The sequence below is a fragment of the Vibrio aerogenes genome, from assembly GCF_024346755.1.
Classification (GTDB): domain Bacteria; phylum Pseudomonadota; class Gammaproteobacteria; order Enterobacterales; family Vibrionaceae; genus Vibrio; species Vibrio aerogenes.
Window position 1 is genome coordinate 808,672 of sequence record NZ_AP024861.1, and the last position, 24,755, is coordinate 833,426.

19 protein-coding genes are annotated in these 24,755 nt (G+C 43.7%); 11 read left to right on the top strand and 8 right to left on the bottom strand.

The genetic code is table 11. From position 1 onward, the window contains the following. Window positions 1-69: 69 nt before the first annotated feature. Window positions 70-798, bottom strand: coding sequence for a DNA/RNA nuclease SfsA (gene sfsA, locus OCV29_RS03825; RefSeq protein WP_073603333.1), 729 nt, complete (start codon window positions 796-798; stop codon window positions 70-72). A 56-nt stretch (window positions 799-854) separates the two neighbouring features. On the opposite strand from sfsA, the gene hrpB reads away from it, so the two are divergent. The 7 genes from hrpB to OCV29_RS03860 all read left to right on the top strand — a co-directional run bounded on the left by hrpB (window position 855) and on the right by OCV29_RS03860 (window position 13,169). Further along, window positions 855-3,353: an ATP-dependent helicase HrpB gene (gene hrpB, locus OCV29_RS03830; protein WP_073603332.1), complete on the top strand. Its 2,499-nt coding sequence runs from the start codon at window positions 855-857 to the stop codon at window positions 3,351-3,353. Continuing rightward, entirely contained in the window at window positions 3,350-5,680 is a 2,331-nt protein-coding gene (mrcB, locus tag OCV29_RS03835; protein WP_073603331.1) for a penicillin-binding protein 1B, read from the top strand. The genes hrpB and mrcB overlap by 4 nt, the downstream gene beginning before the upstream one ends. 37 nt (window positions 5,681-5,717) lie before the next feature. Beyond that, window positions 5,718-7,997, top strand: coding sequence for a patatin-like phospholipase family protein (locus OCV29_RS03840; protein ID WP_073603580.1), 2,280 nt, complete (start codon window positions 5,718-5,720; stop codon window positions 7,995-7,997). Window positions 7,998-8,256: 259 nt separating this feature from the next. Next, window positions 8,257-10,854 carry a bifunctional aconitate hydratase 2/2-methylisocitrate dehydratase gene (acnB, locus tag OCV29_RS03845; RefSeq protein WP_073603330.1) on the top strand — a complete coding sequence of 866 codons (2,598 nt, stop codon included), beginning with the start codon at window positions 8,257-8,259 and terminating at the stop codon, window positions 10,852-10,854. 160 nt (window positions 10,855-11,014) lie between these two features. Continuing rightward, window positions 11,015-11,386 carry a YacL family protein gene (locus OCV29_RS03850; RefSeq protein WP_073603329.1) on the top strand — a complete coding sequence of 124 codons (372 nt, stop codon included), beginning with the start codon at window positions 11,015-11,017 and terminating at the stop codon, window positions 11,384-11,386. Window positions 11,387-11,573: 187 nt separating this feature from the next. Then, window positions 11,574-11,912 (top strand): P-II family nitrogen regulator, encoded by a 339-nt coding sequence (gene glnK / locus OCV29_RS03855; protein ID WP_073603328.1) that lies wholly within the window; start codon window positions 11,574-11,576, stop codon window positions 11,910-11,912. A 27-nt stretch (window positions 11,913-11,939) separates the two neighbouring features. Further along, a complete protein-coding gene (locus OCV29_RS03860; RefSeq protein ID WP_073603327.1) occupies window positions 11,940-13,169 on the top strand; it encodes an ammonium transporter in 1,230 nt (409 codons plus the stop codon). Window positions 13,170-13,404: 235 nt separating this feature from the next. Here the strand turns inward: OCV29_RS03860 and rsmC are convergent, their stop codons facing one another. Both rsmC and OCV29_RS03870 read right to left on the bottom strand, forming a co-directional pair. Continuing rightward, window positions 13,405-14,430 (bottom strand): 16S rRNA (guanine(1207)-N(2))-methyltransferase RsmC, encoded by a 1,026-nt coding sequence (rsmC, locus tag OCV29_RS03865; RefSeq protein WP_073603326.1) that lies wholly within the window; start codon window positions 14,428-14,430, stop codon window positions 13,405-13,407. Between the two features lie 92 nt (window positions 14,431-14,522). Beyond that, a complete protein-coding gene (locus tag OCV29_RS03870; protein WP_073603325.1) occupies window positions 14,523-15,608 on the bottom strand; it encodes an AI-2E family transporter in 1,086 nt (361 codons plus the stop codon). A 77-nt stretch (window positions 15,609-15,685) separates the two neighbouring features. Between OCV29_RS03870 and OCV29_RS03875 the strand changes: the two genes are divergently transcribed. Then, entirely contained in the window at window positions 15,686-15,808 is a 123-nt protein-coding gene (locus OCV29_RS03875; protein ID WP_261887367.1) for a hypothetical protein, read from the top strand. 85 nt (window positions 15,809-15,893) lie between these two features. Here the strand turns inward: OCV29_RS03875 and hemL are convergent, their stop codons facing one another. Further along, window positions 15,894-17,186: a glutamate-1-semialdehyde 2,1-aminomutase gene (gene hemL / locus OCV29_RS03880; RefSeq protein ID WP_073603579.1), complete on the bottom strand. Its 1,293-nt coding sequence runs from the start codon at window positions 17,184-17,186 to the stop codon at window positions 15,894-15,896. Between the two features lie 392 nt (window positions 17,187-17,578). On the opposite strand from hemL, the gene erpA reads away from it, so the two are divergent. Then, on the top strand, window positions 17,579-17,920 hold the full coding sequence (erpA, locus tag OCV29_RS03885) for an iron-sulfur cluster insertion protein ErpA (protein ID WP_073603324.1): 342 nt from the start codon (window positions 17,579-17,581) through the stop codon (window positions 17,918-17,920). Window positions 17,921-17,983: 63 nt separating this feature from the next. On the opposite strand, the gene OCV29_RS03890 is transcribed toward erpA, so the two are convergent. Then, window positions 17,984-19,273 (bottom strand): peptidoglycan DD-metalloendopeptidase family protein, encoded by a 1,290-nt coding sequence (locus OCV29_RS03890; RefSeq protein WP_073603323.1) that lies wholly within the window; start codon window positions 19,271-19,273, stop codon window positions 17,984-17,986. Between the two features lie 132 nt (window positions 19,274-19,405). On the opposite strand from OCV29_RS03890, the gene tyrS reads away from it, so the two are divergent. Continuing rightward, complete coding sequence (gene tyrS, locus OCV29_RS03895; RefSeq protein ID WP_073603322.1) at window positions 19,406-20,593, top strand: tyrosine--tRNA ligase; 1,188 nt, start codon at window positions 19,406-19,408, stop codon at window positions 20,591-20,593. A 53-nt stretch (window positions 20,594-20,646) separates the two neighbouring features. On the opposite strand, the gene dacB is transcribed toward tyrS, so the two are convergent. Then, window positions 20,647-22,089: a serine-type D-Ala-D-Ala carboxypeptidase gene (gene dacB, locus OCV29_RS03900; protein WP_084193289.1), complete on the bottom strand. Its 1,443-nt coding sequence runs from the start codon at window positions 22,087-22,089 to the stop codon at window positions 20,647-20,649. A gap of 105 nt (window positions 22,090-22,194) precedes the next feature. After that, the gene (locus tag OCV29_RS03905) at window positions 22,195-23,190 is read right to left on the bottom strand and encodes a porin (RefSeq protein WP_073603321.1); all 996 of its coding nucleotides are present in this window, start codon (window positions 23,188-23,190) and stop codon (window positions 22,195-22,197) included. Window positions 23,191-23,801: 611 nt separating this feature from the next. Between OCV29_RS03905 and greA the strand changes: the two genes are divergently transcribed. Next, window positions 23,802-24,275 carry a transcription elongation factor GreA gene (gene greA, locus OCV29_RS03910; protein WP_073603320.1) on the top strand — a complete coding sequence of 158 codons (474 nt, stop codon included), beginning with the start codon at window positions 23,802-23,804 and terminating at the stop codon, window positions 24,273-24,275. A 66-nt stretch (window positions 24,276-24,341) separates the two neighbouring features. On the opposite strand, the gene yhbY is transcribed toward greA, so the two are convergent. After that, window positions 24,342-24,638 (bottom strand): ribosome assembly RNA-binding protein YhbY, encoded by a 297-nt coding sequence (gene yhbY / locus OCV29_RS03915; RefSeq protein WP_073603319.1) that lies wholly within the window; start codon window positions 24,636-24,638, stop codon window positions 24,342-24,344. Window positions 24,639-24,755 lie beyond the last annotated feature (117 nt).

Genomic DNA, 24,755 nt, shown 5'->3' on the forward strand with positions numbered 1-24,755 from the left:
AGTTTGGTGTGGCAAACACTCTGGTACAAACTTGTTTATATTGTGCAGACAGTATCAATTTTTTACCAATTACTGGTTCAACTGAACTGCAGAAACGAGTTTTATCTCATGTTTGGAAAGTATAGCCTTGTAGCATATGACTTCCACGCCTTCTTCTCGTGCCTCTTGAAGTAAATCTGAATAATTTGCATCTATATGGTGTGCCGGCGAGACTTTTTCAATCCCTGAATGTAAAACAGCAAAAAGAAGTACGGCCCGGTGTCCATTTCGAGCAACATCGATCAATTCCCTGAGGTGTTTCTGCCCCCGGAGGGTTTTTGCATCAGGAAAAAATCCCTGTCCTGTGCTGCAACCTTCCCGGATATGGTTATCAAGCAGAGTCACGCTCTTGACTTCGACATAACAATCAGGTTGTGATGGCGAAGACAAGAAGATATCAATCCGGCTGTTCTCTTGTCCATATCTAACTTCGGTTTTTAATTGATCATACCCCTGAAGTTCCTCGATCACCCCGGAAAGAATCGCTTCTTTGACTAAAATATTTGCACGTTGTGTATTAACACAGATGAAATGATTATCGGTCGTCTGGGTTAACTCCCAGCTGCAAGGGTATTTTCTTTTTGGGTTGTCGGATGTGGAGTACCACACGGTACTGCCCGGTTCCGCACAACCTGTCATCGCACCGGTATTGGCACAATGTATTGTCATGACATGCCCATCCGGTCGCTGAACATCTGCCAGAAAGCGCTTGTAGCGTTTTAATAACAAGGCTGAATTTAAAGAAGGCTCATACTGCATTTGTTTACTGTTTTTATGTACAATAGTTTCCTTCATTTAAGCATAAGGGATTTATTTTGTCACAGTTGCCGGTTGAAGCCGTGATAGATGAATTATTATCTGCCATTCAAATGTCGCCGCAGGTGATTTTAAAAGCAGCGACCGGAGCGGGAAAATCGACATTTTTTCCTCTGTTTCTGCTCAAATCAGGTCTGATTAGCGGAAAGATCATTTTATTAGAGCCACGTCGGCTGGCTGCAAAGAATATCGCACAGTATGTCTCATCCCAACTGGGAGAAAATGTCGGAAAAAGTGTGGGTTACCGGATTCGTGGGGAGTCCAGAGTTTCTTCACAGACGAAGCTGGAAATCGTGACGGAAGGTGTCTTGACCCGGATGATTCAAAGTGATCCCGAACTGTCAGGTATTTCTTTAATTCTGTTTGATGAATTTCATGAAAGAAACCTTCACGCTGATGTTGCACTGACACTGTGCCTTGAAGTGCAGGATGCACTCCGGGAAGATCTGAAGTTAGTGGTGATGTCTGCAACGCTCGATCCTGATGCTTTAAAGCATGTGTTACCGGATGCCCGTTTTATTGAATCAGCAGGCAGAACATTTCCGGTTGAATACCGGTATGAACCTCCCGGACAAAATGAATTGATGGCTTGCGTTGTTTCCCGGACAATTCAACGTGTGATTCAGCACGAACACGGCTCTGTACTGGTTTTCCTGCCGGGAATACGCATGATAAAACAAGTGATACAACAGCTTGAGAATCTTCCGGAGTCCGTTGAAGTCTGTCCGTTGTATGGACAGCTGGATTTTAGTCAGCAGCAAAAAGCGATTCAACCGCCACCAGAAGGAAGGCGTAAAGTTGTTTTAGCGACCAATATTGCGGAGACCTCGCTAACCATTGAATCGATCCGGATTGTGATTGACAGTGGTTTGGAGCGGATTGCGAGATTCGATCCTGTGATAGGCGTTACCCGGCTGGAGCAGAGCCGGATATCTCAGTCTTCAGCGATTCAGCGTGCAGGCCGTGCCGGACGGGTCAGTGAAGGTATTTGTATCCGTTTGTACAGCGAATCACAATTACAGCAGCAACCTCAGTTAACTGTGCCAGAAATCATGCGAACAGATTTATCTGCGCTGGCAGTCGATTTGGCTTTGTGGGGGGTGAGAAATACACAGATATTAAAATGGATGACCCCGCCGCCACAGGCGATGTTGGCGCAGGGCCGGGGGTTATTACAACAGCTTGGTGTGATGGATGAAACCTTGATGCTGACCGGGATGGGACAGCAGGCATGGCAGTTGGGTGTTGATATCCGGCTTGCTGCGATGTTGCTGAAGGTTCAGGCGTTAAATACCGGGCCATTTTATCCTGAGTACGCTCCCGGTGTGTTTTTAAATACAGCGATCGCTGGTGCCGTATTAGCTGAAGAATCGGTTTCAGGTCCTGTCAGTCTGGAATACTTATGTTATCAATGGCAATCAGGACACCATCCGGCAAAATCCCGTTTGAATGACAGGGCTCAACAGCTGAGTTCTCGTCTCAGGCATTCTTTTTCTCTGTCTGATATCAGAGAGCCGGTTTTGGGCGTCGTACTTGGTTTGGCATTTCCGGACAGAATCGCTCAGCAGCGTCAGGGCAATGAGAATGGTCACTATTTGCTGGCTTCCGGTCACGGCGCTGTTTTACCGGAAGAGGAATCACTTGCAGGCGCAGATTATCTGGTGATGACAGACCTGATGAAATACGCAGCCGGGAACAGCCAGATAAGAAAAGCGGCCCGTTTTGATATCGGTATGTTTGCTGTGTTGTTTCCTGAAATGATATGCCAGGAAGATTATGTTGACTGGGATGATGTTAAAGGTAAGCTCATTGCCCAGTCGCGCTGGTCAGTCGGTAAGCTGATTATCAAAACCGAAGCCCTTCCTGAGCCTGATGCAAAAGAAATGACACAAGCCTTACTCAATTATGTTCGCCGCAAAGGGTTACAGGTATTACAGTGGAATGAGGAAGCCACCGCCTGGTTATCCAGAGTTCGTTGTGCTGCAGCATGGTTACCTGAGGAGGCATGGCCGGATATGGACGATGAATGCCTTTTAAGTGAAGTCCGGGACTGGTTGTCGCCATATTTGAATGGTATCAGTTCTGTGAAAGGATTAAAAAAAGTCCCCTTGCTTGATGCCCTCAAATCCCGTCTTGGTTGGGAATTGACTCAGTCTCTGGACCGATGGTTACCTGTTTACCATCAGTTACCGACCGGGCAACGTAAGAAAATTCGTTATCAGTCAGGCAAGGCGCCGGTTCTGTCGGTCCGAATTCAGGAAATGTATGGTGAGAAAGAGACGCCGGTGATAGCGAAAGGAAAAAAACGACTGGTACTGGAATTATTATCACCGGCGCAACGTCCGGTGCAGATTACTCAGGATTTAGCCGCATTTTGGCAGGGTTCATATGCTGAAGTCAGAAAAGAAATGAAAGGGCGTTATCCGAAGCATATCTGGCCTGAAGACCCTGCCAGTCATATTGCAACCACCAAGACTAAACGACAATTAAATCAATGACAAAGAAAAAAACGACTTCGACTGATAAAAAAAAATCACCGGCATCATCTGGAAAACCGAAGGGGAATAAACAATCCGGATGGATGAAGAAGTTCTGGAAATTCGGATGGAAATTCGGGCTGACTGTTGCGACGGTTGTGATTTTTTATGGCTTCTACCTCAATAGTGTGATTTCTAAACGTTTTGAAAGTCAGCCTTACGATTTACCGACAATTGTATATGCCCGGATTTTGAATTTGTCTCCGGGTGATCAGGTGAGTTTGCAGGATATCCGGCATGAGCTGGATGTGTTGAATTACCGGAAAGTGGCTCGTCCCCGGTTTGCCGGAGAATATTCGGCTTCTTCATCAAAAATTGAAGTGATTCGTCGTCCGTTTGAATTTACTGATGGAGCGGAACCTGAGCGTCATGTGATGTTGTTTTTTAACGGTGATCAGCTGAGCCGGATATATTCAATGGACATGAAGAAAGATTTGGGCTTCTTACGGATAGAGCCCAAAATGTTGGGTATGCTCGAGAAAAACACTCCGGAACAACGGCTGTTTTTGCGCCGTGAGGAATTTCCGGAGGTGATGGTGGATGCATTGTTAGCGACAGAAGACAGACACTTCTATCAGCATGATGGCATTGCACCTTTCGCGATTTTGCGGGCCTTGGTTGCCAATGTAAAAGCCGGAAGAACTGTGCAGGGGGGCAGTACTTTAACCCAACAACTGGTTAAGAACATTTTTCTTACCAATAAGCGGACTTTGTGGCGAAAGCTTCAGGAAGCTTATATGGCGCTGATTATTGATTACCGTTTCAGCAAAGACCGGATCCTGGAAGCTTATCTGAACGAGGTTTATCTGGGGCAAAATGGTGCTGAAGAGGTACATGGATTTGGTTTGGCTTCGCGGTTATATTTTGGTCAGCCTTTGCAGGAGCTGAGAATTGATCAACTGGCCTTACTGGTCGGTATGGTCAAGGGCGCATCTTATTATAATCCGGTTCGTTTTCCCAAACGGGCCCGGACCCGCCGGGATTTAGTTCTGAAGCTGATGATGCAACAAGATATTTTGACGGCGAAACAATACGCACAAGCGGTCGTCCGGCCATTAGATCTTCAGAAATATCCACATATAGCGAGAAGGCAGCCCGCTTATTTTCAGCAGCTATCGATTGAATTGAAACATAAAATTGGTGATTTATATCAGGCTGATAAAGGATTAAAAGTGTTTACGACGCTCGATCCGGTTTCTCAGCAAGAGCTGGAAAATGCAGTCCGGATTTCTCTTGCCCGGCTTGGCAATAAAAAACTGGAATCAGCTGCGATTGCGGTTGATCGTCACAGTGGGGAAATCCGGGCGATGGTTGGCGGTAAAAGAGCGGGTTATGACGGTTTTAACCGGGTTTTGAATGCCAGCCGGCAGATTGGCTCTTTGGTCAAGCCCGCTGTCTATCTGACCGCATTGTCTGATCCTCAGGAATATAATCTGACGACGGCTCTGAAAGATGAGCCCCTTTCACTCAAGTCAGCTAAAGGGGATATCTGGACACCGCAAAATTTCGATAGAAAATTCCGGGGTGAAGTGCCGCTTTACCTGGCTTTGGCAAAGTCGATTAATATTCCGACGGTTCGTTTGGGGATGAAACTGGGTATTCAGTCTGTCAGCCGGACTTTGGTTCATCTGGGCATCGATGAAAATGAAATCCGTCCTTTACCTTCTATGTTTCTGGGGGCTTTTTCCCTGTCACCGATTCAGGTGGCACAAATGTATCAGACCCTCACAAATTCAGGGAAAAAATCACCGCTGTCTGCGTTGCGCTCTGTGATTGACCTGGATGGCAATGTTTTGTATCAATCGATACCGAAAAGTAAGCAAGCCGTCAGTCAGCAAGCCGCATGGCTGACAACTTATGCGATGAAAAAAGGAGTGATGGAAGGGACAGGACGTTATCTGAATTCCAGATTTTCATGGGCTGCTCTGGCAGGGAAAACCGGTACCAGTAATGATTTACGGGATAGCTGGTTTGTCGGTATCGATGGGCGTGAGGTGACGACAGTCTGGGTTGGCCGCGATGATAATAAACCAACAGGCTTGACCGGGGCCAGTGGTGCATTAAGAGTTTATGCGGCGTATCTGGAAAGACGGGGACCAGAGAAGCTGACACTGCCATGGCCAAAGGGAATCACAATGATTGGTTTTGATAAACAACGAGACGGCACTTTAAAACTGGCATGTGAAGAACCTTTGAAGTTTCCTGTCTGGGATGTGGGTAATCGCATAAAAGAGCAGTGTAAGCGAGATAAGCCTTTACATTGGCTCAGGAAAATTTTTGAATGGTAACTGGTTTTCAACTGGCAGCCACCTGAATGAGGGTTGGATGAAGTATTTATTTGTATTCATAGTGGTGTTAACTGGTTTGATTCATCTGTCGTGGGCTGAAACAAATCTTACATCATATCAACGACCTGAAATTGCGTTGGTTCTTGCCGGAGGCGGCGCAAAAGGTGCCGCTCATATCGGGGTACTCAAAGCACTTGAGGAGCTTCAGGTTCCGGTGGATCTTGTTACAGGGACAAGTATGGGAGCCTATGTCGGCGGCCTTTATGCGACAGGCATGTCAGCCAGTCAGGTTAAAGAGATGGTCAATAGTATTAACTGGACCGATGGCTACAAGGACCGGGTTGATCGAAGTTATCGCCGGGTCCGGGACAAAGAATTTGAAGATCGGTATCACATCAATACTGACTTAGGCATTCGCTGGATTGAGGTGCGGGTGCCCAAAGGTATGGTTCAGGGGCAGAATATGCTACGGATTCTCCGGCACTCAGCCGGCGGCATTCCTCAGTTATCATCTTTCGATCAACTTGCGATACCTTACCGATCCGTTGCGACTAATATTGTAACGTTGAAACCCGTTGTACTGGATCACGGATATCTGGTGGATGCCATGATGGCCAGCATGTCGGTTCCTGGTGTGTTACCACCATATAAAATCGGAGATGAATTACTGGTTGATGGGGGAATAACTGATAATTTACCCGTTGATGTCGCCCGTCAAATGGGGGCTGATGTTGTGATCGCAATTGACATCAGTACGGATTATAAAAAAGAGAAAGACTTTACAGATTTTCTGACCGTTGCGGATCAGTTATCAAATTATCTGGTGCGTCAGAGTACCCAAAGGCAGGCGAATCAGTTATCCGGCAAAGACATTTATCTTCGGCCTGATGTTGGTGGCATGGAGACTGGCGAATTTGACCGCATGGATGAAGCTTATCAGAAAGGATATGATGCTGTGATGTCACACCGGGCTGAATTCAGGCATTTATCTTTATCTGAAGCTGACTATCAGCATTATCTGGGGAAAAAAAGGCTGCGAACCAAAGCGCTTAAGCATGAAAAACTATGGATATTTGACCAGATTCGTATAGATAATCAGACCCATTACAGTGATGATGTCCTGAAGGCATTATTGAAAATTGCTCCGGGTCAGGGAATGACAGAAGAATCGATTGAAGACAGAATCAAGAATTTATATGCCTTTGACCGGTTTGAACTGATTCATTATCAGGTTGAGAAACGTCAGGGGAAAACGTTTCTGCTTGTCTCTGTCAGAGAGAAGTCGTGGGGCCCTAACTATGTGCATTTCCATTTTGCGCTGGAAGATGACTTTAATACCAGAAGTCAATATTCGGCAGGCATATCAAGCAATTTTACTGCATTGGATTCTAAAGGGAGTGAACTCAGGCTGGATCTGGAGATGGGGACGGATCGAAAGCTTCTGGCGGAATATTATCTGCCGGTCACGGAGACGCAAAATATATTTTCGACAGTGACACTGGACTATTCAAAGGAAGTCAGAAATGTCCCTTATTTTGGATATGAAAACATTGATCTGACAGCCACGAAAAATTATCTGCCAGTGACATATCTGACTTTAGGTACAGAAGCAGCTGTTGGTTATCGTTACCGGTTGTGGGATGAGTTCAAATTTGGTATCCGGTATAAATACGGCAAAGCCCGGATGTCGACTCTGTCTTTTGCCGGTACAGTCGATTTGAAACGTCTTGGGATTTTTGGCCGCTACAGACTTGATACGCTGGATGATTTTGCGCTGCCCAGCCATGGCTTATTTATCAACTTTGATTATTATCTTAGTAATGACGAGATGGATAATCATGACGGTCCGCTGGCCAGCAGTTATGAAGATGTTGTGTATGAGTATTCATTGCGGGTACTGGGAGCGACAACATCAGGGCGGCATACGCTGGTCGGTAATTTTGAATACGGGAAAGTCCAAAGCCAGAAATCGATTGTCCCTATTGACCCAAAGACTATCGGTGGCTTGCTTCATTTGTCCGGTATTCCTAAAGACAGTCTGATTGGACAGAATAAAGCATTTGCCAGCCTCATTTACCGATATCGCTGGTTTGATAATAACTTTGGGCTGTTTACCGCGCCCGTTTATATCGGCGGCTCTTTTGAATACGGTGGCGTCTGGTCGGATCCATCTCTTGATTATCATAATGCTCCTCTGTATGCAGCTGGCTCTGTATTCGCTGGAATAGATTCTCCATTTGGGCCGGTGATGCTGGGATATGGAAGAACAGAGCATAACTTTGATTCCGTTTATTTTTCGGTAGGTCACTCTTTCTGACTGTATGAAAAAAGAGGCAAATGGAAAAATATTGTTGCAATTAAGTGTATATATTAAGAAAACTTTAGCTGTAAGTTGCTGGTTAGTTCAAATGGTGTACATTCCCATTTATGTGTAAGTTTGCTATGCTTCCTCAATAGTTTGGCCTCTGCGTCTGAGATTTTTTAAGTCTGTATCAGTCGTAGTGCGCCAGGTTTCCAAGGATGTTTACTCATATTTTTATAATAACGTGAGTGAACCGCAATGAGAGGAAAAAGTCGTGCTTGAAGCCTATCGTAAACACGTCGAAGAGCGTGCTGCTGAAGGGGTTGTTGCAAAACCACTGAACGCAGAACAAGTATCTGGTTTGATCGAATTACTGAAGTCACCACCCAAAGGTGAAGAATCTTTCATTCTGGATCTTCTTGAGAATCGTATCCCGCCAGGTGTTGATGAAGCCGCTTATGTCAAAGCCGGTTTTCTGGCCGCAGTTGCTAAAGGAGAAGTTGAATCACCTTTAATTGACCGGGTAAAAGCTGCAGAGCTGCTTGGTACAATGCAAGGTGGATATAATATTGAGCCATTGGTTTCTTTCCTTGATGACGAAGTACTGGCAACAACCGCTGTCAGTGCACTATCGCATACGTTGTTGATGTTTGATGCTTTTTATGACGTAGAAGAAAAAGCTAAAAATGGCAATGAACATGCCCGCAAGGTTTTACAGTCCTGGGCAGATGCCGAGTGGTTTTTATCGAAACCACAACTCGCAGAAAAAATCACACTGACAGTTTTTAAAGTCGTCGGTGAGACAAATACCGATGATTTATCCCCTGCGCCGGATGCTTGGTCTCGTCCTGATATTCCCGTGCACGCGCTTGCGATGCTGAAAAACCAGCGGGAAGGTATTGTACCTGATGAACCGGGTCAGATCGGTCCGATTAAGCAGATTGAAGCGCTTCAGAAAAAAGGGTTTCCGCTGGCTTATGTTGGGGATGTTGTTGGTACAGGCTCTTCCCGTAAATCTGCTACAAACTCAGTATTATGGTTCATGGGAGATGACATTCCTTGCGTGCCGAATAAGCGCGCCGGTGGTTATGTGCTTGGTGGTAAAATTGCGCCAATCTTCTTTAATACCATGGAAGATGCGGGTGCTTTACCCATTGAAGTTGATGTCTCCGGGTTGAATATGGGGGATGTGATTGATGTTTACCCTTATGAAGGTAAAGTGTGTCGTCATGACACTGATGAAGTCCTTGCTGAATTCGGTTTAAAAACGGATGTCTTAATTGATGAAGTTCGTGCCGGAGGGCGAATTCCACTGATTATAGGGCGTGGTTTGACTGATAAAGCCCGTCAATCTCTGGACCTTGAGCCATCAGACGTGTTCCGGCGCCCTGTTCCTGTTGCTGACAGTGATAAAGGTTATTCTCTGGCTCAGAAGATGGTTGGTAAAGCCTGTGGTGTTGAGGGGATTCGTCCCGGCACTTATTGTGAGCCGAAAATGACAACGGTCGGGTCGCAGGATACGACAGGGCCAATGACAAGAGATGAACTCAAAGATTTGGCATGTCTGGGCTTCTCTGCTGATTTGGTCATGCAATCATTCTGCCACACTTCTGCTTATCCAAAACCTGTAGATGTACAGACGCACCACACATTACCAGATTTCATTATGAATCGTGGCGGTGTTTCTCTGCGTCCGGGGGATGGGGTCATTCACTCATGGCTGAACCGGATGTTGTTGCCGGATACAGTCGGAACAGGCGGGGATTCTCATACCCGTTTCCCTCTGGGTATTTCTTTCCCGGCAGGTTCTGGTCTGGTCGCTTTTGCGGCGGCAACGGGGGTGATGCCTCTTGATATGCCTGAATCTGTTCTGGTCCGCTTTAAGGGAGAAATGCAACCCGGTATTACTCTGCGGGATCTGGTCCATGCGATTCCGTATTACGGAATTAAACAAGGGCTGCTGACGGTTGAAAAAGCTGGAAAGATTAATGAATTCTCTGGTCGTATTCTTGAAATTGAGGGTGTCGAACACCTGACAGTGGAGCAGGCTTTTGAATTATCTGATGCGTCTGCTGAGAGAAGTGCTGCCGGTTGTACCGTGAAGTTGTCCCGGGAATCTATAGAAGAGTATCTGAATTCAAACATCGTGATGCTGAAATGGATGCTTTCTGAGGGATATGGTGATCGACGTACCATTGAGCGCAGGATTAAAGCGATGGAAGCATGGTTGTCTGATCCTCAGTTGATGGAAGCTGACAAAGATGCTGAATACGCGCATGTCATTGAAATTGATTTGGCTGAGATTAAAGAGCCGATTTTATGTGCTCCGAATGATCCTGATGATGCCCGTTTACTTTCCGAAGTTCAGGGGACAGCTATTGATGAGGTGTTCATTGGGTCATGTATGACAAATATCGGACACTTCAGAGCTGCGGGTAAACTGCTGGATAAATTTAATGGCCAGCTGAATACACGGCTTTGGATCGCACCGCCAACGAAGATGGATAAGGATCAACTGACGGAAGAAGGGTATTACGGTATTTTCGGTCGTGCCGGAGTCAGAATTGAAACGCCGGGATGTTCGCTGTGTATGGGGAACCAGGCGCGTGTTGCTGATGAATCAACCGTCATGTCAACGTCAACCCGTAACTTCCCGAACCGGTTGGGAACAGGGGCGAACGTTTATCTGGCTTCTGCAGAGCTTTCAGCAGTTGGTGCGATTCTGGGGCGCATTCCTGCGCTGGATGAATATCTGGAGTACGCGAAACAGATTGATGCAACGGCAGCAGATACATACCGGTATCTGAATTTCCACCGCATGGAGCAATATACTCAAAAAGCCGATTCTGTCATTTTTCAGGAACCTGCTTAAATCGTATTTAAATCTGTGAGTCGCTGGTGAATATCAACCACAGCGTTCAGTAAAAATTCCCCCAATCGTTGGACATCAATGGTTGGGGGTTTTTATTTATTGCTCTGTAATTTGAAACAGAGATAATGGCCCGATTGATGTGAGTTTCCGGTACGTAGCAATGGATTATGAATTTAAGAAAAATTCACTGGATGGGCAGTATTACTGTCAGTGTTCTATGGGGCATGAGATTGTCGGGCGCTGGCTGCAAGAAGAAATTGGTGCAGAAAAAATACGGATCATGCAGGTACTTCAGGTGATAGAGCTGGCGAAGAAACACTATGATCGGGAACACTGTTTCACTGGCAAAGAAATCTCAGTCATTATTTGTGGTGATGAAGTGATAGTGCAGGATAATGTTTTGCTTAGTACAGCAGATGCGACCCTCAATGAAGAAGAGTTTCCCCTTTACGAAAGCGAAAGTTGCGGATGCTGTGGTATTGACGATTTCGAACGGCTTATCCGGCAATGGGCAGATTTTACTAATCACTGATTTGCACAAGGGTGGTGAAAACTGTTAAAAAGATGCATTATTTTTGTGAATTAAGCGCACCCATATGGTGCGCTTTGTTTTTTATTACGAATTTTAAATGATCTATATATAGATAAATCAATAAGTTAATAACTTGGCACGTACCTTGGATTTACTAGCACAAGAGTACAGCTCTAGAGGGGATGCCATGAAACTTATTAACGCAATTATTAAACCTTTTAAACTGGATGATGTCCGTGAGGCATTATCTGATGTAGGAATCGAAGGGATGACCGTATCAGAAGTAAAAGGGTTTGGTCGTCAGAAAGGTCATACTGAACTGTATCGCGGTGCGGAGTATCAGGTTGATTTCCTGCCGAAAGTAAAACTGGAAATCGCGACACAGAAAGAAAATGTTGACCGGGTAGTTGAAGCAATTATCAAAGCTGCACATACAGGAAAAATTGGTGACGGTAAAATATTTGTTTATGACCTGAGCCATGCTGTACGTATTCGTACTGGTGAAGCTGATTCTGAAGCACTTTAAAAAGATTCTAAGGATGGAGAAACTATTATGGAATTATCAGTAACAGTAACTGAGTTACGTTACGCGCTTGACACCTTTTTCTTTCTCGTTTCTGGCGCACTTGTTATGTGGATGGCTGCTGGTTTCGCGATGCTGGAATCAGGATTGGTTCGGTCAAAGAATACAACAGAGATACTGACAAAGAACTTTGTACTTTATGCGATTGCCTGCACTATGTATCTGCTTATCGGTTATAACATTATGTATGTTGATAACAGTGAAGGTGGATGGCTTCCTTCTCTGGGCGCTTTAATTGGTACACAGGCGGAAGGTGCTGATCACTCTCTGGAGTCGGATTTCTTCTTCCAGGTCGTATTTGTCGCAACATCGATGTCTGTTGTTTCCGGTGCTGTTGCTGAACGAATGAAATTGTGGGCTTTCCTTGTTTTCTCTGTAATTCTGACTGGCGTGATTTATCCTGTTGAGGGTTATTGGACCTGGGGTGGTGGATTCTTGTCAGCAGCAGGATTCAGTGACTTTGCCGGTTCTGGTATCGTTCATATGGCCGGTGCTGCGGCTGCATTAGCCGGTGTATTACTGCTTGGTGCCCGTAAAGGTAAATATGGAAAGAATGGTGAGATATATCCGATTCCTGGATCAAACATGCCTTTAGCCACTTTAGGGACTTTCATTCTGTGGTTCGGCTGGTTTGGATTCAACGGTGGTTCACAGCTGATGGTATCTGATTTTGAGAATGCCACTGCTGTTGGTAAAATCTTCCTGAATACGAATGCGGCAGCAGCTGCGGGTGCACTTGCAGCACTGATGGTGTGTAAAACGACCTGGGGTAAAGCTGATTTAACGATGGTTCTGAATGGTGCGTTAGCAGGTCTGGTTGCAATCACTGCAGATCCGTTATCACCGTCACCTGTTTATTCAGTCATTATCGGTGCAGTCGCTGGTGTATTAGTGGTCTTCTCAATTATTGCACTGGATAAAATTAAGGTTGATGATCCTGTGGGTGCTATTTCTGTTCACGGTGTTTGTGGATTATTTGGCCTGTTGGTTGTTCCTGTAAGTAATGGTGACGCGTCATTTGGTTCACAGCTGCTCGGTGCCGTTGTTATCTTCGTCTGGGTTTTTGCTACCAGTCTGATCGTATGGGGTATTCTGAAAGCAACTATGGGTATCCGTGTGACAGAAGAAGAAGAGATGGAAGGGATGGACATGCACGATTGTGGTGTTGGTGCTTATCCTGAGTTTGTTACCGTTAAATAAAATTCTCAGTACTTCCGTAATAAAAAAACCTGCGAAATGCAGGTTTTTTTATTTGATGGCGAACAGATTATACCATGCTAAGTCATTTTCTGATCTGGATATATCTGGTTCCGCAAACCGCTCAAGCCATCCCCTTTTTATTGATAAGAAAGGCGCTTAAAAAAGGCATCCCATGCTCTTGTCTATTTGCTCCATCAGACACATCAGATGATCAGTTTATTTTCCATATATGGTATTACTTCTGTTGAGCCTGATAGATAGCAAACCGGGAATTTTTCGCTAATGTTTGACATTGACCGAATGCTTGTTCGATCAATGGCGAATACTTTAAGAAACTATTGGCAACAATGACGAGTTGACCATGCTGATTTAAATATTCAGGAGCCCGGGAAAGAAGCGACTCTGCTGCATGATAGTTCGTCTCCAGACCTGAATGAAACGGTGGGTTGCTGATAATATAATCATATTTCTCATGGATATCAGAATAAACATCTGAGGGAAATACTTCACCATCCAGACCATTTGCTGCCAGCGTTGCTTTTGCAGATTCAATCGCTAATGCACTGACATCACACATAGAAAGACGGATTCCGGAGTTTTGACTGGCGGCCACAACCCCAATGACACCGGCGCCACACCCGAAATCCAGTACTTTTCCCCGAGGTTCTTTCAGCGTCTCCAGAAGTAATTTACTGCCGTCATCCAGACGGCCGTGGCTAAAGACACCAGGAAGGCTTTTGATCGTAACAGGCTGATTACCTACGTTTATCTGGTAAGTCTTGAACCACTTCTGCAGGTCAAATATTTGTGGCGTTTGGCAACATTCTCCCCAATAAAAAGAGCAGCGACGGGCTGAATCATACTTATGAATTCTGCCGTATGGCTCAAACATTTTTTCTATACTTTTTACACCAGAGCGGTTTTCACCCACAACCACAATTTCTGTGCCTGTCCCTAATTTAGACATAAGCATTGCCAGCAGGTAACCGGCTTCCTGTTTTGCTTTAGGCCAGTAAAGCAGTACGATGTCAGCTTTGATATTGTCGTCTAACTCAGCACCATAGTAAGTATTAACTTCTTTATATTTTTCTGACTGAAGGTAATACCCATAATGTGTTGTAAATACTGCGACGGATTTACATACAGATGAAAGGGCAACGGGATAGTTATCTTCGAGTTCTCCGGCGATAAGGACATGCTTATCTTTAAAATAGGCTTGCTGACGCTCAGTTATCTGGCTTGGGGCGCTGTAATTCGACATAGTTTGCTTTTGGTTATCCGTAATGAGGCGTGATTTTCTCACAATCAGCGCCTCGCTTGAAGCTGTGTTTTTACGCGAAAGATAAACAAGCTCTAGCTATTGTCCTGCTGGTCAAGGAAGGACTTGAATTCTTCTTCATAAATGTTGAAAAGAACAATAGTGATGGCAAATATCAGCGGACCATACAAAAGTCCCATCAGTCCGAATAAGTGAATACCTCCCAGCAGCGAGAAAAAGATCATCAGGGTATTCATGCCGGCACTGCCCTGCATCAGGAAAGGCCGGAGTAAATTGTCTATCGAACCGACAACGGCAATACTCCATACAGCCAGAAAAATGGCCCAGTATGTTTGACCCGTTAAAAGTAAATAAATACTTGCCGGAATCCATATCAACGCAGTGCCGACGACAGGGATGAAAGATGTAAAGCCCATCATTGTTCCCCAGAATAACCCGGGAAAACCAGCAAGCCACATACCAATGCCGCCAGCTGTGCCCTGAGCCAGTGCCGTAAGGAATGAGCCCATTACAGCTGACTTAGATACTTTTTCTACTTCGGTGAGTAACTTATCTTCCTGAGTCCGGCTCAGAGGCAGGACATGACGTAATGTTTTGATAATTTTTTCATGATCACGCAACAGAAAAAACAACACAAATAACATCAGAAAGAAATTCATAATAAAGGCGGTCGCATCACCAAGCATCTTGGCACTGATTCCGACAATCTGAGCTCCAAACTGACTGGCTAATTGCGCAATTTTTTGCGCAACCTGTGCCGGTTCAATCTTATCAAACGGCAGGTAGGAATTGACGAACTTCAGTAAACTGAGTACCCATGGATGGTTCAGTATTTCCTGAATGCCACCATGACTTCCCCACTGATAAAGGTTTTGTGAGAACTTGAGTCCCTGATCAATAATCGCGCCAAATACAAATAAAAGCGGAATAACGATAATAAAAGTCAGTGTAATGCATGAAAGTAGTGAGGCGATATTCTTGCTGGAAGTAATTTTTGACTCAATTCTTTCATGCACAGGAAAAACGAGTAAAGAGATAATAAAGGCGAGAATAATAGAGTTTATATAAGGCTCAATTAAAAAATAGCAGGCTGCAGCCGCAACCAGCAAAGCACTAATTATAACCCGGTGACTGGATGATATCTTGGTTTTATCTGACACGTGAGTAAGCTTATTTCAGGTAACTTGTTATATGTATATAATGACTGCTCTTCTTTCAGTTATCAATGGGGGCAGGTATGGGGTGTTGTAATCAGGATAAATGTTGTGATGGTGTTTCCGGAAAAGTTTCTCTGCGTAAGTGGGTTGTTCTGGGGGCATTGGTTTTATTTGCAGCAGTGATTTTTTTCAACTGGCAATAGGGTCAACAGACCCTGGGTCGTATTTTTCTGAAGGATACTCTGGTACAACGGTCAGAGTATCCTTTAGTACAGAAACCTATAGGGATCAGGACTCAGAGGCCATGATGGCAAAACAGCGTTCAACAGCTTCCAGAGTTGCTTCTATTTCTTTAGAGGAATGTGCAAGTGACACGAAGCCAGCTTCATAAGCTGAAGGCGCGAGGTAAACACCATGTTGAAGCATCAGATGGAAAAAGCGCTTGAAGCGTTCAACATCACATTTGACAACATCTTCATAGCAGGCGATTTTATCCTGATCAGTAAAGAAGAAACCAAACATGCCGCCAACCTGATGGACTAAAAGAGGAATGTGATAATCGCTGGCAAGCTGTTTCATTCCGTCAGCAAGTCTTTTGGTTTTTTTAGCCAGGCGTTGTTCATTGCCTTCTTCCATCAGTAATTTAAGGCATGTATAGCCGGCTGCCATCGCAACAGGGTTGCCTGAGAGTGTCCCCGCCTGATAAACCGGCCCTGTTGGAGCAATTGCCTGCATAATCTCTTTTCGGCCACCAAATGCACCAACAGGCATTCCTCCACCAATGATTTTACCCAATGTTGTCAGGTCTGGGGTGACATGATAGTAAGCCTGAGCCCCGCCAAGTGCGACTCTGAAACCTGTCATCACTTCATCAAAAATTAACAGCGCTTTTTCCTGATCACACAGTTCTCTTAAACCGTCAAGGAAGCCATCGACCGGGGGAATACAATTCATATTACCTGCGACAGGTTCAACAATGATACAGGCAACTTCATCTTTATTTGCTTCAAGTAAGGCCCGAACGGAGTCCAGATCGTTGAAGCGGGCTGTCAGTGTATGTTTTGCAAAATCATCAGGAACTCCCGGGGAGCTGGGCTGGCCTAATGTCAGAGCTCCGGAGCCGGCTTTGACCAGCAAACTATCTGCATGTCCGTGATAACAACCTTCAAATTTAATGATTTTGTTACGGCCCGTATACCCACGGGCAAGTCTGATAGCACTCATGGTTGCCTCTGTACCTGAGTTCACCATCCGTAATTGTTCCATCGATGGGACAAGCTGAGAGACGAGCTCTGCTATGGCTATTTCCTGAGCAGTTGGTGCACCAAAGCTGAGACCCCGCTGCACCGCATCAATCACACTTTCACGGATTGCTGCATGATTATGACCTAAAATCATTGGCCCCCATGAACCAACATAATCGATATAAGCTTTACCATCCACATCAAAAACTAAAGGGCCATCAGCCCGATCGATAAAAACGGGCGAGCCGCCAACACCGTTAAAAGCTCTGACAGGAGAGTTCACACCTCCCGGAATTTTAATTTGTGCTCTGTTGTATAAATCGGATGATTTGCTCATGAGGTAACCTTTTTTATCATTCGGCTCAATTTTGTATGCATTGTACTCTTCAATATAAGAAGGAAAACATTTTTTTATCATTTCAAAAAATTTATACATTAATGACGCAAGGATTGATTACATCTGGCAGTCGCAATGTCTTGAACTGGCCTGGTTAGATGATAAATCCGCAGAAAAAACTCAGTCCGGACCATTGACTGCAGCATATTTCTCTAACTGATGAGGAGACCTGCTCAAAGCCTGAGCGTTGCATATGTACTTTAACCCGAGGTTACCAGATAAGAATACTTGAACGCTCAGGTCAGGTATTAGATAATCAGGCCGGAAGCTTTATATCTGAATGAAAATAATTCTGTTGAGACAGAGTTGAATAAAACTGAAGTGAGGTCGTTGTGAGCGAGTTAAACGTGCCCTTGACATTTTCTGATGCTGCTGCAAAGCGAGTTAAGTCACTGATTGCCGAGGAAGAAAATCCTGCATTAATGTTACGTGTTTATATCACCGGGGGGGGATGTAGTGGTTTTCAATATGGTTTTACATTTGATGAGACTGTCAATGAAGGGGATACGACGATTGAAAATGAGGGAGTCACACTGGTCGTTGACCCCATGAGTTTACAATATCTGATTGGGGGAGAAGTTGATTATACTGAAGGACTTGAAGGTTCCCGCTTTTTTGTGAATAACCCCAATGCAACAACAACGTGTGGTTGTGGTGCCTCTTTCAGCGTTTAACCATTTTGGTCACTTCGTTGAGTCAGCCCTCTGAAGCATTGTGCCTCAGAGGCTGAAGGATAATTACCGTTTCGCAAACATTAAGTGACTGAAATGTTCGAGTTTTTGCAATCGTATTTTTGCATTAGCAATAAACGTTCTTTTTGGATTACCACTAAGAGATTTGGATTGAGGAAGTTTAACGGTCCTGGGATTCTTGTGAACTCCGTGGACAAGAAATTCATAATGTAAATGTGGCCCGGTGACACGCCCCGTTCCTCCAAGGTAACCGATGGTTTGCCCCTGTTTGACTCTTTGTCCCGTTTTTACCTTCCGGCGCTTTAAATGAAGATATTTCGTAATATAGGTATTGCTATGTTTGATAAAAACATAGTTCCCATTAAATTTGTTATAGCTGGATTTGATGACAATGCCATCACCAGCAGCCCAGATTGGTGTGCCAACCGGGGCGACATAATCGGTTCCCCGGTGAGGTCTGACTCTGCCTGTCACGGGGTGAAGTCGTCGCGGATTAAAGTTGGATGAAACCCGCCTGAAGTCAAGCGGCGAACGCAGGAATGCTTTTTTCATAGCCCGGCCGCTGGCATCATAATAATTGCCGGATTTATCGTCGAAGATCGCCTTAAAAGTATCTCCCTGATTGGTAAAAGTCGCAGCAATGATGTTTCCATGCCCAATCACCTCACCTTCAACGATTTCATCCTGGTAAAGTAATGCAAAGTGATCTCCTTTACGGATATCTAATGCAAAATCGATATCCCAGCCAAATATACCTGCAAGTTGCATGATTTGATTTGGAGTCAGCCCGGCAGAAATGGCTGCATTCCAGAAGTTTGATGTAATCTGCGCTTCTGCATAGTTGTATTGATAGTGGATTTCTTTTGTATCGAATCCGGACGTAAACCCTTTATCCTTTTTCGTAATCTCAAATGTTTTATAGGCAGTCAATGAACGTTTGAGCCGGATTAACTGATTTTTTTGATCGAAGCCAAAGTGAAGCTTATCTCCGGGTTTGAGATGTGTTAACTGATAGTGAATATCTTTATTACTACTGGTCAGTTGATACAAAAGCTTAGAAGTCAGGCCGATACGTTGAAACAATCTGGCAGCACTTTCCCCTGATTTTACCTGATAGGTTTTCCAGTGAATATGAGGCTGTAGGGAAACTTCAGACAATGAATCCAAAACTTCCGGGTTGATCGGAACCGGATAGTGACGTCCGATTTCCAGCTGATTTTCATTTTTTGTCAATGTTTTTGCATTTGGTAAAAAAACACTGACTAACGTCAGCAGAGCAAAGAATCCAATCAATATTTGATGTACCCGTGGAAGACGGGCAAAAATAGATAACATAGGATTTATTCGTTTCATTCACTAGCGATAAAAAATATAAGAATCGTAGTTTAACTGGTTTCAAAAAGCATCGCTATTCAAGTAATATGTCTGAATATTAATTTTATGCCAAATCTGTGGGAGTAATCGAGAATGGCAAGTATTGACACAGCACTCGCTGAAATTAAGCGGGGCGTTGAGGAGCTGATCCCTGAAGCGGAGCTTATAGAAAAATTAAAAGAAGGCCGTCCTTTACGTATTAAACTGGGCGCAGATCCAACGGCTCCTGATATCCACCTGGGGCATACAGTGATTTTAAATAAATTACGTACATTTCAGGAGCTTGGGCATGAGGTGACATTCCTGGTTGGTGACTTTACCGGTATGGTGGGTGATCCGACAGGTAAAAATACGACACGTCCACCTCTGACACGGGAAGATGTACTGAGAAATGCTGAAACATACAAAGAACAGATCTTTAAAATTTTAGATCCGGAAAAAACAAAAATTCAGTTTAACTCAGAGTGGTTGTCTGAATTAGGTGCTGAGGGCATGATCCGCCTGGCTTCAAGTCAGACCGTGGCCCGTATGCTCGAGCGTGATGACTTTAAGAAGCGCTATTCAAATGGTCAGCCCATTGCAATCCATGAATTCATGTATCCTTTGCTTCAGGGATACGATTCCGTGGCAATGGAAACTGATGTTGAACTGGGCGGTACGGATCAGAAATTTAATCTGCTGATGGGCCGTGAACTTCAGAAGTCTCATGGTCAAAAGCAACAGGTTGTTCTGATGATGCCTCTGCTGGTTGGTTTGGACGGTGAAAAGAAAATGTCTAAGTCAGCACATAATTACATTGGTATCTGTGAAGCTCCAGGTGAAATGTTTGGAAAAATTATGTCAATCTCTGATGATCTGATGTGGTCATACTACGATTTGCTGTCTTTCAGACCGATATCTGAGATAGAGCAATTGAAAGAAGAGGTTGCTGGTGGACGAAATCCAAGAGATGTGAAGATTTTACTGGCCAAAGAGATTATTGCTCGTTTCCATTCGGAAGATGCCGCAAATGCAGCAGAGCAGGAGTTCATTAATCGTTTCCAGAAAGGTGCGCTTCCGGATGAAATGCCAGAATTCTCTTTCGATGCCGGTATTGCTATCGGCAATTTATTGAAAGACTCCGGCCTCGTCAATTCTACTTCTGATGCAATGAGAATGATCCGTCAGGGGGCTGCAAAGGTTGATGGTGATAAGATTGAAGATACAAAATGGGTTCCGGATGCCGGGACATTTGTATTTCAGGTGGGTAAGCGTAAGTTTGCCCGGGTAACCATCAATTAGTTTTTATCTAACGTTAAAAAGGGGTATGATGTATACTTATGCCCCTGTTTTGCCTAGTGCTTACTGCTGACAATTTGGCTTTTCTGGATCACATCGTTATAAAATTGTTTTTCAAAATTTTCCAGAGAGTGATCTTTCTTATCTTGGTCCTGATTCATTTCAGGGAAATAGTCTGAAACAAACTGAACAAATAAAACGGTTGGATTGCCTTGAGCATTTAACCCGTAACCTGCCATATTATAGCTACCGTATATTGAGCCACTTTTTGCTGCAAGGTGCCCTTTAATACTGGAAAGCTGCATACTTCTTCTGTATTTCAGTGTTCCATTTTTTCCGGCAACGGGCAAGGATGATATGAGGTGTAATTCTTTATCATGCTGCCATATATAGCGGAGTACAGATGCCATTTGATTTGCTGTTAAGCGGTTATTTCTTGATAAACCAGAGCCATCAACTAACTGTGCATTCTGGATATCTAACTGTGCTTTGGATAGCAGGATTTGCTTGATAGCTTCAGTCCCGTTTGCAAAACTACCGGGTTGCAAAAAAAATTGATGTCCCAGCATTTTAGTCAGGTTATTCGCAATTAAGTTATCCGATTTTCTTAACATAACCCTGATGAGCTCAGATAAAGGTTTTGAGTCATGATATGCAATTTTACGCCATGAGGTCCGGGGAGATATCGGTTTCCCTAATCGAACCTCACCCTGAATACGAATATTCAGTTGACTAAGTATTTTGTAAACGGTTCTTTTTGTATATAAATCAGTATTTTGTAGTGCAAATTTTAACGGTAACGGCTTTGTTCTTTCCCTGATACAACCAGAAAGCTGATAGTGATTTTCCTGATCTGCATGGAGTTCCAAATCGCACAATTGTTGCCTTTGTTCTTGTGATGAAACCGCTCTGGCCTGAGTTGATATGTGTATCGGATATTGTTCCGGAATATAAACCCGGGTTTTCCCATTTGGCAGAGTGTAGATTGAGCCGGGGACACAGTTTTTATCTAATGTAATGACACTTGAAGGAGCACTATAGCATACGCCGAGAATGTCCCACGGCCACCCAATAGCACGTTCATAACCAGAAAATAAGGAGTTATCCAGCCAGAGGTTACCTTTTATAGTATTGATGCCTTGCACTTTTAGGTTGTGCAGTAACTGTTTTAAATCTGCTGTCATCAGCTGAGGATCCCCGGAAAACCGAAGAATAAAATCATCTTGAGATTGAAGCAGGTTTGTCCTGAAACGAAATTGATCACCTAATTCCAGTTTTGCTGCAAGAGCTGTAAGTAACTTCATCGTACTTGCTGGGGGGGAAAATGTATTACTGCGGATGTCAATAGCACGATTTGTATTGTTCAAAGACTCAACAATCAATGAAGCACGGGAGGTTGGTGGTAAAATGGACGCAGCATTATAGTTAGCAGCGTGAGCGAGAACGGTCTGAAAAGATCCGAAGATAAAAATGAAGAACAGCCGAATCATCTGGGGCATAAGGATATCTGAATAAAAATTATAAGGCCCTGTTAGTATAACCAGATGAAAAAACGTCTGCACGAGGCAGACGTTTAAAAAATATAATAATCAGGTCAGACCAGATTAGAAGTCGTAACGAAGACCCAGTACTGCTTCGTCTTCAGCTGCTGCATCACCAACTTCATCATCGTCCAGCATGTTGAAGTCATATGATACATAGCCACGGAAGTTAGGTTTGAAGAAGTAAGCAACTTCAACAGCTAAGTCATCAGCATCAAAGAATGCGACATGTCCATCATCTAACTCACCTTTGTTGTAAGTTACATAAAAAACAGTTTTGTCCATTGTATAAGATGCTGCTAATTCAAAGCCATCATAATCATTATCTGTGTCGTCAAGATCAGCAGCAGAGTATAATGCAGAAACATACAAGTCATTCCAAGTGTATGAAGCTGTCAACATCCATTGATTTGCTAGGTCGTTTTGGTCTGCATAACCCAAACCAATAGCTAAGCCAGTATCAGCAACTGTGTAGATTCCAGACAGAGAAAATGCATCTGCATCATTGTCATCATAATCATTACCATCAGTTGATATTGTACGATCCGCAAAGCGATAAGCTGCCTTTACGGAAAGATCGTTAAAGTCACCCTTATAAGATAGTAGGTTATCGATACGATCAGCTGACTCAAGTTTTTTAGATGCTTTTGCGCCATGATAATCCATGATATCAGTGAAATCAGTAATCACACCTAAAGCTGCATCATTTTTACCGTAAGTAATTTCACCGAAGTTACCGCCCAGACCAGCATAGGCATAACGATGTTCGATAGATGAGCTCTCGCTATTTGAATTACCGTTAGCATCCAAGTCATTTGTTGTGTACTGAGCTTCGTAGAAACCAACGCCATACAGGTCATCACTGATTTCCTGTTTGCCTGAAACATTCACACGTACACGGCTTACGTCAGAAACATCACCGTCTTTGATAGACATGCGAGCTTCAGCACGGCCACCCAGGGATAAAGTAGTGCCGTCTTGGTTGTATAGTTCACCAGCGTTCACACCAGTTGCCACTGCAGCACCTGCAACCGCAAGAGCAATCAGAGTTCTTTTCATCTTGTTAATCCTAATTTTACTGTCCATAAACGTTGAGGAACAAAAAAGTTGACTGAGATAAAGCCTGTGCATTTCAGAGCAACCCTCGTTCATCACTTATATACAAAAATAAAGCCCAATATTGGATCCTGTGAAACTGAGCCATTGAAGTCACTTCTCAAAATCCTAAAAAATATTGAACTTTTATCGTATTGCGTAACTTAGTTTTACATGCAAACCGTCTAAATTGGTTAGTAAAATGTTGTAAATCTAATGATAGAACGATGTTTTATTTAATGTAAAAAAATATCAATATCATGATTTTAAAGGTTTTTTTTGTTTTTGTTGCGCTGTTTTTTTAGGAGGTGGAAATGGTATGTTTTTATTTTTTTTTACGACTTTTGAATGGATGTTGTTGAGTTTCTGTGTGGCAGAGATCAAAAAAAAATTACATATAAGTGTGTGTGAATATACTTACAGGAAAGATTTATTGCCTGGACTTGAATTTAAGTGATTTAGTCTCCAAGTTTGTTTACACTTGTAAAATCAATTTTGTTTTAACTACCCGACCACTTTAATTCAGTTGGGTGGTTTTATTTTGTTCAAAGATTACTTTGGTTTCGAGGTAAAGAATGGAAAAAGTCCCAATGACAGCTCGCGGCGAAGCGCTGCTGCGAGAAGAGCTTGACAGACTCCTGAAGTTAAGGCCGAAAATTTCACAAGCAATTGCCGAAGCTCGAGAGCTGGGTGATCTTAAAGAAAATGCTGAATATCATGCAGCCCGAGAAGAGCAGGGTATCTGTGAAGCTCAAATTCGAGATATTGAATATAAACTATCAGTGGCTCAGATTATCGATGTTACCAAGCTTGACAATACTGGTAAGATTATTTTTGGATCAACAGTAAGTTTGGTTGATGTTGATACAGAAGAAGAGAAACGTTACCAGATTGTTGGTGATGATGAAGCGGATATTAAAGCTGGAAGGATATCTGTCAGTTCTCCGATTGCCCGGGGGTTAATCGGTAAAATGGAAGGTGATGAAGTCGTCATCACGACGCCTGGTGGAGAGAAAGTTTTTGAAGTCGATTGTGTTGACTACATCTGATTTCTGGCGCTATGCCGGTGTAATTCCCAGTGTATAGAATCGATAAAAGCCGCAAAGCGGCTTTTATTATTTTCTGGGTAATTCAATCTTTCGTTCCTCAGAAACCCGATAAAGTACTAATACTTTGCCTATGGTCTGGACTTGTTCTGCTTTTGTTTCCCGGACGATCGCGTCGATAATTAATTTCTTCGTTTCTCTGTCTTCAGAAGCAATTTTTACTTTGATAAGTTCATGGTGGTTCAAAGCAAGATCAATTTCTGCAAGCACGGCTTCTGTCAGTCCATTCGCACCCATTAAAACAACGGGTTTTAAATGATGTGCAAGGCCTTTAAGATATTGTTTCTGTTTAGTACTTAAATTCATTTTTACGGCCAAATAATTACATTTTAGGGTTGAAAAGCACTATTTTAGCGCCATCTATGGCAGAAGACTACATGTTCTCCCATAGTTTCTTATAATAGAACAAAATTAGTTTGGTAA